This is a genomic window from Bacillus sp. 522_BSPC, assembly GCF_001076885.1.
GTDB classification, from domain to species: domain Bacteria; phylum Bacillota; class Bacilli; order Bacillales; family Cytobacillaceae; genus Niallia; species Niallia hominis.
Window position 1 is genome coordinate 305 of the sequence record NZ_JVDT01000188.1, and the last position, 7,652, is coordinate 7,956.

At 34.5% G+C, this 7,652-nt stretch carries 10 protein-coding genes, 1 rRNA gene and 1 pseudogene; 6 read left to right on the plus strand and 6 right to left on the minus strand.

Features of this window, described 5'->3' with window-relative positions:
- Positions 1 to 230 precede the first annotated feature (230 nt).
- The 3 genes from ADJ83_RS15945 to ADJ83_RS26305 all read right to left on the minus strand — a co-directional run bounded on the left by ADJ83_RS15945 (position 231) and on the right by ADJ83_RS26305 (position 2,135).
- Complete coding sequence (locus ADJ83_RS15945) at positions 231 to 773, minus strand: 2'-5' RNA ligase family protein (protein ID WP_048718371.1); 543 nt, start codon at positions 771 to 773, stop codon at positions 231 to 233.
- A gap of 14 nt (positions 774 to 787) precedes the next feature.
- Positions 788 to 1,297: an NUDIX hydrolase gene (locus tag ADJ83_RS15950; protein WP_048718374.1), complete on the minus strand. Its 510-nt coding sequence runs from the start codon at positions 1,295 to 1,297 to the stop codon at positions 788 to 790.
- Between the two features lie 478 nt (positions 1,298 to 1,775).
- Positions 1,776 to 2,135, minus strand: a complete 360-nt coding sequence (locus ADJ83_RS26305; RefSeq protein ID WP_235252768.1) for a hypothetical protein — start codon at positions 2,133 to 2,135, stop codon at positions 1,776 to 1,778.
- A gap of 298 nt (positions 2,136 to 2,433) precedes the next feature.
- Between ADJ83_RS26305 and sigY the strand changes: the two genes are divergently transcribed.
- The 6 genes from sigY to ADJ83_RS15985 all read left to right on the plus strand — a co-directional run bounded on the left by sigY (position 2,434) and on the right by ADJ83_RS15985 (position 5,367).
- Entirely contained in the window at positions 2,434 to 2,976 is a 543-nt protein-coding gene (sigY, locus tag ADJ83_RS15960) for an RNA polymerase sigma factor SigY (protein ID WP_048718375.1), read from the plus strand.
- Positions 2,960 to 3,295, plus strand: a complete 336-nt coding sequence (locus ADJ83_RS15965; protein ID WP_048718377.1) for a DUF5345 family protein — start codon at positions 2,960 to 2,962, stop codon at positions 3,293 to 3,295. Before sigY ends, ADJ83_RS15965 begins: the two co-directional genes overlap by 17 nt.
- Entirely contained in the window at positions 3,282 to 3,488 is a 207-nt protein-coding gene (locus tag ADJ83_RS15970; RefSeq protein WP_048718379.1) for a hypothetical protein, read from the plus strand. The genes ADJ83_RS15965 and ADJ83_RS15970 overlap by 14 nt, the downstream gene beginning before the upstream one ends.
- A gap of 68 nt (positions 3,489 to 3,556) precedes the next feature.
- Entirely contained in the window at positions 3,557 to 3,691 is a 135-nt protein-coding gene (locus tag ADJ83_RS15975; RefSeq protein ID WP_082169286.1) for a PLD nuclease N-terminal domain-containing protein, read from the plus strand.
- Positions 3,692 to 3,703: 12 nt separating this feature from the next.
- On the plus strand, positions 3,704 to 4,594 hold the full coding sequence (locus ADJ83_RS15980) for an ABC transporter ATP-binding protein (protein WP_048718383.1): 891 nt from the start codon (positions 3,704 to 3,706) through the stop codon (positions 4,592 to 4,594).
- Entirely contained in the window at positions 4,591 to 5,367 is a 777-nt protein-coding gene (locus ADJ83_RS15985; protein WP_048718386.1) for an ABC transporter permease, read from the plus strand. The genes ADJ83_RS15980 and ADJ83_RS15985 overlap by 4 nt, the downstream gene beginning before the upstream one ends.
- Positions 5,368 to 5,636: 269 nt before the next feature.
- On the opposite strand, the pseudogene ADJ83_RS15990 reads toward ADJ83_RS15985, so the two are convergent.
- The 3 genes and pseudogenes from ADJ83_RS15990 to rrf form a co-directional block, all read right to left on the minus strand.
- A pseudogene (locus ADJ83_RS15990) lies at positions 5,637 to 6,802 on the minus strand (MFS transporter); the annotation flags it as partial.
- 142 nt (positions 6,803 to 6,944) lie between these two features.
- Entirely contained in the window at positions 6,945 to 7,391 is a 447-nt protein-coding gene (locus tag ADJ83_RS15995) for a MarR family transcriptional regulator (RefSeq protein ID WP_048718390.1), read from the minus strand.
- 153 nt (positions 7,392 to 7,544) lie between these two features.
- Positions 7,545 to 7,652, minus strand: a 5S ribosomal RNA gene (gene rrf / locus ADJ83_RS16000); the annotation flags it as partial.

Below are 7,652 nucleotides of genomic sequence, written 5' to 3' on the forward strand. Positions count from 1 at the left end.
GTTATAAAACGATTATTGTTGACGTTTGTTTGTTCAGTTTTCAAAGAGCAATTCGGTTGTTGCTATCAGAAGCAACTTTTATATAATACCATATTCATCAAGTGAAAGTCAATAACTTTTTTCAAGATATCTTTTCACTATTAAATTATCATATTATGTTGCTATCAGAAGCAACTTTTATATAATAACAATTATCTATTTAATCGTCAACTGTTTTTTACGTTTTTTTTTTACAATTCTATTAAACTCTTAGAATATATAACTGGAGCATGCTTCGAACTATCTATTCTAATTAACCCTATTCGGTTAATTTCCCCTTCTAGCTTTTCACTTATCTTTAAACAATAGCTATATGCTTCCTGCAACTCTTCTTTAGAAAGTCTATTAGCTAAGGTACAATGTGGAACCCATTTATCTGGAAGATATAATGACTCTTCATCATTGTTAAATGAATCAAAATGTCGATGATGACTCGAATGTAACTCGATTAACTCTTTAGTTACAGTTGGAGAATAAAATAGTGTTGGCGTATTTATAAAAGATCCTACAGTTTGAAAATCAACCTGGATTTTCCCCTTATTTCTATAGAAGGTTTCCATCTCATGTATAAAGTGCGTAAGAGAGACTTCCTTATAGCTTGCTAGAGTAATATGAGGTACTCTATCCTCCACTTCTCTCGCATAATAGGAGATTCCGTTACTCTCTAATTCTTCCCATATCTTTTTTATTCTTTGTTCTAATACTACATCAAATAATGCAATTACTGCATACATCCCACTCTTCTCCTTCAGTATAAAAAGTCTTTTATTTTTTTCAAAACTAAATTTTCTCTAGCAACCCAAGGATTGCAATTAAATTGAGATACGGCATATTCATTTTCTTCTATAGCCTTACCCACGGATATCCATACAGGTTTAAAATCGAGTTCAAACTCATACGCATCTAACTCTTTTTCCACTTTTCCCTTATTCGTAAGCTCACACATGTAATAATGAGATACCATTTGAAAATATGCTTGCTTATCGTCCTGATCTACTTGATTTTCTATTACTTTCCCCATACATTCTTTAACTGTGCAATGAGTATAACCAGTTTCTTCTTTTACCTCCCTCCATAGCGCTTCTTCCAGTCCCTCATTTCCTTCAACTCCTCCCCCTGGAAATTTAAAGTCACCTTTATTTGTTTGCATAAGTAAAACCTTTTGCTTTTCAATTATTACAGCCCTTACCGCTACTCGCCGATGAATCTTATGATGTTCATCGCTTATATCCAGACCAATCCTTTCATTAAACCGCATCTTATAACCCCTTTCCATCCTTTCTGTTTTGATCCCCATGAAATATATTAATAATAAATTCACGATCTGGTACTTTCAAAGTCTCATACGACTCAAAGAAAAAGGAATTATCATAAACTACTTTTTCTAGACTAATTTCTATTTTCTTCTTATCTATATTTCCAATTGCATATGAAGCTATTGGTTGAAGATTACACCCAAAAGATCCTGGATTTAGAAAAGCCTTTTTTTGCTTTGAAAAAAATAAATGGGATGATTGTGTCCAAAACAGATCAACTCTTTATTATACCCTTTAAATAAACCGTTAATAGGTTTGAATGACGGTTCAACAATTTCACTAAAGGGTTCTTGGCTAATATGACTATTTCGTTTTGATTCTTTTATATGATAATGTGTAAATAGAACCGAATGACCTTCTATTATTGTATCAATAGTTTGTGGTAACTTTTCTAAATTAGGAATATAGGATTTATTCATATTATCTGCGATCCATTAATGATGTACTTTGATGCGCGTAATGACTGAGAGGATACTCTTCTCTTTTAAGTAGCGCCAGAATCGCTTCATCATGGTTACCTGTAATCATTGAACTGTCCATTCTGGAAAACAAAAGGCCTAAAACCTCGTTTGTATCTGGTCCAATCCCTATCATATCCCCTAAACAATAAATTCTTTCCTTGTATCTATTTCTTGCAGCACAGCGTTCAAAGCCGGACCATTTCCATGAACGTCGGTAATGATTCCAATCTTCAGCTATTCCTACTCCTTTTATGAGGAAGTATATATACTCTTGATTGATACGACTAAGGAAAACAGTTTCTGCAAACCCTTCTCTCAATCATTCATCTTACTTCTCTCATATATTTAACTACATTCCGATTTTTGACCGTATCTCTGTATTTTCCAACACCTAAAAAGTCTATGAACACCAATTTTTTCAAAAAAATTCAGAATTGCATAAATTTAATAAAATTTTAACATACATCCCTATTATTGAGTACACCTCACTTTCTCTAATTTAAGGAGGAATTATCGTAAAATAAATGTAGCCTTAAAAAATTAATTATATTTAATGAACGATTTACTGAGATTAACCGTCTTATGATTTGAAAAAGAAAGGAGGCATCGATTTAACTTTGGACAACGAGAAAAGACTTATTAAACTTGCAAAGGAAGGAAATGAAGATGCCTTCATAGATTTATTTCAATTACACTATTCATTCCTATATAAATATTTACTAAAACTTACTTTAAATGAAGAAATAAGTTCAGATCTTACACAGGATACCATGCTTAAATGCTACGAAAACCTTAACTCTTTTAAGGGAGACAGTAAGTTCTCAACCTGGATGATTTCTATTGCTTCACGACTATATATCGACCAACTTCGAAAAAAGAAACGGGAAGTCAATTGGTTAAATCAAACAAAAATAGCTTTATCACGACAACTAACATGGAAAGCGAATTCCAAAGGGATAGAATGGAGTGACACATTTACTGATTTTAATAATTTAGAAGCAGAGTTTCGTATCCCCATCCTTCTTCATCATTATTACGGCTACACGTATGAAGAAATCGGCGAACTACTTCAGATTAAAGCAGGAACGGTTAAATCTCGGGTTCACAACGGCATCAAAAGACTTAGAAAGGAGTGGGCAGCCTATGACGAAAGATCATAATCAAACAGATAAGCTTATTGAGGATTTACAAAAAGATTGGAATCACCTTGAAAATCTTCCTTTCAGCAAGGAACCTTCTTCATTTTTCATAAAAGAGCAGCTACAATACTCTCAACTAAAAAAGAAAAAAGCTTTCTATAAAGAATTGAAGCTGTTTATGGTAACAGCCGTCCTTTTACTGAGTTTTTTATCAATGATTGCATTCCTAGACTTTCAAACCATAGTCATTATGGAGGTTATATCTATTATAGTTGCTCCTCTAATTTACTTTATATTAATACACAAACAAGAAGGGAAGATATTTGATGACAGAAATTAATCCTTATTTATTAATCTTGCTTTTCCTCGCTCTGTTAGCACAGGGAACTTTTCTGTTTATTCATGCGAAAAAAAATGCAAGCATTGCATGGTTTTGGGGAATTTGGGGATTGATTTCGCTTCCACTTCCATCAATTCTTTACTTCCTACTAATTATCTTGCCTAAAAAAAGAAAAGTACGAAAGGAGAAATAACTTTGGAAGAATTATTACAAGTAAACTGGTCATTAATAGCTCCCGTCCTTATTCTCCAATTCATATTAATGCTCACTGCTCTCATTAGCTGCATCAAGCAAGAAGAAACAAACGGACCAAAATGGTTATGGATTCTACTTATCCTAATCGTTAGTTTATTCGGATCCATTTTATATTTTGTAATAGGAAGAAAAAATACTTAAGGAGGCATTAAGATGTTCGTACAAGTGAATCAATTACAAAAGCGTTTTAATGACCATCAAGCGATTAAAGGAATCACTTTTCACATTAAAAAAGGTCGTTGCACAGCACTATTAGGGCCAAATGGAGCTGGTAAGACAACCACGCTTCATATGCTTGCGGGTTTGCTATCCCCGACAAAAGGCTCTATATCTTATAACGGAGAAAAGGATTATCGTAAACATATTGGTTTTATGCCCCAACACCCCACTTTTTTTAATTGGATGACTCCCGTGGAATTTCTGTATTTCGCTGGAAAACTATCAGGTGTTCCTAAACAACGTTTAATAGAATATGTTAATAACAGCCTTTCATTCGTTGGGCTAACAGAGGTAAAGAACCGAAAGATCGGAGGTTTTTCTGGTGGAATGAAGCAACGGCTCGGATTAGCACAAGCTATTTTACATCAGCCAGAACTATTGATCCTAGACGAACCAGTTTCCGCCTTAGACCCTACAGGGAGAAGGGAAGTTTTAATACTTATGGAAAAATTAAAAGAAAGGATGACAATCCTTTTTTCCACACATGTCCTTCATGATGCAGAACAAGTTTGCGATGAAGTTCTTATGTTAAAGGAAGGAGAAATAAAGTGGGAGGGTTCTTTAATTGACTTAAAAAAAGTCTTTTCGCATACAGCTATCCATATTGAAACAATAGAACCTATAAAGAATGCATTCGATGAATTATTAAAACCGGAAGCTATTCACTTTACGACTGATAATAATGCAACTATTTTAGAAATTACACCTTCTTTACAAACAAATGATTTATTAACTGCCCTAATAAGCAGAGGATACACAATACAACGATTTGAAGTTATGGAGGATTCTTTAGAGGATGCCTATATGAAGGTGGTAAACATATGAAAAACTTTTTAACTTTATTTCAAAAAGAAATGCTAGAAAGTAAAAGAAACGGGAAATGGATCTGGCTTCCAGTTGTAATGATGATTTTAGGCGTCTCCCAACCAATTTCAACTTACTATATGCCACAAATTATTGAAAAAGCTGGAAACTTACCCGTGGGAGCGAAGATTGAATTCCCAGTTCCTACAGGAGCAGAAGTGCTCGCAGCTACTTTATCTCAATATGGAACAATTGGTACTCTTTTATTCGTCCTAGCCACGATGGGAATTATTTCTCATGAACGGCAAAATAATGTGCTTACCCTTATTGTGGCACGTCCTGTTTCTGCCTTTCAATACATAGCCAGTAAATGGTCAAGTCAAGTTATCATCGCATTATCTTCTCTATTTTTAAGCTATGTTTTGACTTGGTACTATACTAATTTACTGTTTTCACCTGTTCGTTGGATAGATGTACTCACTAGCTTCCTAATATATAGCCTATGGATTATTTTTATTCTCACTTTCACAATTTGGATAGCAACACTCTTAAGAAATACTGGCGGTATCGCAGGCGTAAGCTTAACATTCCTAGCTGCACTTTCCTTACTCACTGGACTTATAACCAAATATATGAAATGGAGTCCTGCAACACTTCGAAATGGAGCAACAAGTATTTTAATGCACAATCAAAGTAATGACATATTCCTTCTACCTATTTTTACAACTATCCTATCATCAATAATTCTTTTAGCACTAGCAGTATTCACATTTAGGCGATTGGAGCGTTTCTAATAATGTCACCCTATTTCAAAATAAGAAAAGATTATGCTACCCCAAAAGAACTACTTATACCAATTCTACCCATAAGCATCTACCAAATAGATGCTTATGGGTTTAAATAGAATATAATCCATAGATAGATCTTTCTCCTTCCACTTCCCCTGTTTTATTGCTAAACTGTTAGTTATTCATTCAATGTGTATACATGTCAAAATTAATCGAAGACTAGCTGAAGCATTATTTATTATTTCCTATTATCCGTTATAGGATAATCCTAAAAGTTATTTATAGCGGATCCACCGATGCTGCTTTGAAAAAACAAGAGCGGCAACTCCAATTAATATCACACCCATGATAGCAGGAGTAGAATGGCTAACTCTTCCATACAACTGTCCACCAATAATCGGTCCAATGAATCGAGCTAGCGATTGAATACTTTGAGAACCACCCAGGATACGTCCCTGTTCGTTAAGGTCAACGGATTTTGAAAGCATGCCATTAAATGCTGGACCAAAGATAGAATCTCCGAGTCCAAAGAAAATCATTCCTACGATAAAGACTGGATAATACGCATTGAATGCTGAAACAGCAATAAAACTAAAACCTATCATTTCACTTATCATACCTAAAAGTGCAATTTTTTTATCTGATAAATATTTAAGTAACCTTGGCATAATAATTGCTTGAGAGAAGATGTCAAGCACCCCTATTATTGAAAATACCAACCCGACAAGCAACGCCCGCCACGCAAATGTATCTATTGAAAATTGAGAGAAAATAACTTGTAATGATCCATTAGGAATCCAAATTAAGAATCCAGCAATCATGAGCCATTTAACAAATTTAAAAGAAAAAACATTTGATAGTTGTATAAACGGATTAAGATATTTAGGAGAAATACTAGAAGAGCGTCTAGACTTTTCAAGACTTTCAGGCATAAAGAAATATCCATATATAGCATTGAATAATGTAATTACGGCACCTGCATACATAGGTACACTATTCCCGAAATTCGCAAGTACTCCACCGATTGCAGGACCGAGAGTAGTCCCAACCCCGACAACCGCATAATCCAACCAAAGTATTTAGTGCGTTCATTAGAAGGAGTGATATCAGCAAAGTAAGCAAAAATTGCTGATATTCCCCCCCCTGTTAAACCTTCTATGATTCGTCCAAGAAAAAGGACCCAAAGCGCCCCTCCAAGACCAAATACAAAATAACCTAGAGCAGAACCGAGCAGACTAATAATTAAAACAGGACGACGACCATATCTATCACTTAATGCTCCTAAGACCGGTGCTGCCAAGAATACAGAAAGTGCGTAGATAGAAGAAAGCAATGTTACCGCCGTAGCCTGAGCGCTTGGATTACTGGTATAAGATTTTACTAAAACAGGTAAAACGGGGATTACAATAGTCAAACCCATACCAGTTAAAAAGACTGAGATAAACCCAAATGTTAGTGCATGTTTATTGATTGAAATCTTCATACTATTTCTCTTTCTACTTTTTTTGTTTCTATGTCAACAAAAAAGTTTACTCCATTATTGTTTCTTCGTCAACAATAAACAAAAATAAAAAAATACCACTTTATCTCGTGATATTTTTCAAATGATACCTGTATCGACCAATGAAACGAAAAATAGTATCAAATTCATCATCAGTCATATTTTTAAATACTTCATTGTCACGTTTAAGAAACAGCCCATGTAATTCTTGATGGATATTATTTATTTTCTGCCCATTAGCTGTTAACCGAAAATATATTTCTTTTTTATTTTCAGCATTTTGATAACTCTCAATAATATTTTTAGCTAGAAGCTTCTTGGTGAGCTTACTTATTGCGCCTCGAGTCATATAACTTGCAGCTGCAAGTTTTGTCACATTTGCATTTGGGATTAGGGCAATATTTTCGATTAATTCTATTTCATTCAATGTATATCCATTTAGGGCCGATTCAAGTTCTGGTTTATTAAGCCAAATTATTTCATTGCATAAATCCATAAGCTCGCTCATTAACTGCTGTCTTTTATCCATGATAAATCCTCCCTGATTTATATTCAGTATACCCAGATTTTGTTTCTGTCGCAACAAAGTGTAAGGATACTACGGAAATATAATATTACGAAATACTACTTTTTCCACACAAAAAGACCTAAAGGCTTAATTACCTTTAGGTCTTTTCAATTTGCCTGGCGACGTCCTACTCTCACAGGGGGAGAACCCCCAACTACCATCGGCGCTTTAGAAGCTTAACTTCCGTGTTCGGTATGGGAACGGGTGTGACCTTCTCGCTAT

Bases quoted from the DNA above. Each gene is read 5' to 3' on its own strand.
- ADJ83_RS15945 (WP_048718371.1), bottom strand. From the start codon at position 773: ATGTATGCAGTAATTGCATTATTTGATGTAGTATTAGAACAAAGAATA.
- ADJ83_RS15950 (WP_048718374.1), bottom strand. From the start codon at position 1,297: ATGCGGTTTAATGAAAGGATTGGTCTGGATATAAGCGATGAACATCAT.
- ADJ83_RS15965 (WP_048718377.1), top strand. From the start codon at position 2,960: ATGACGAAAGATCATAATCAAACAGATAAGCTTATTGAGGATTTACAA.
- ADJ83_RS15970 (WP_048718379.1), top strand. From the start codon at position 3,282: ATGACAGAAATTAATCCTTATTTATTAATCTTGCTTTTCCTCGCTCTG.
- ADJ83_RS15975 (WP_082169286.1), top strand. From the start codon at position 3,557: ATGCTCACTGCTCTCATTAGCTGCATCAAGCAAGAAGAAACAAACGGA.
- ADJ83_RS15980 (WP_048718383.1), top strand. From the start codon at position 3,704: ATGTTCGTACAAGTGAATCAATTACAAAAGCGTTTTAATGACCATCAA.
- ADJ83_RS15985 (WP_048718386.1), top strand. From the start codon at position 4,591: ATGAAAAACTTTTTAACTTTATTTCAAAAAGAAATGCTAGAAAGTAAA.
- ADJ83_RS15995 (WP_048718390.1), bottom strand. From the start codon at position 7,391: ATGGATAAAAGACAGCAGTTAATGAGCGAGCTTATGGATTTATGCAAT.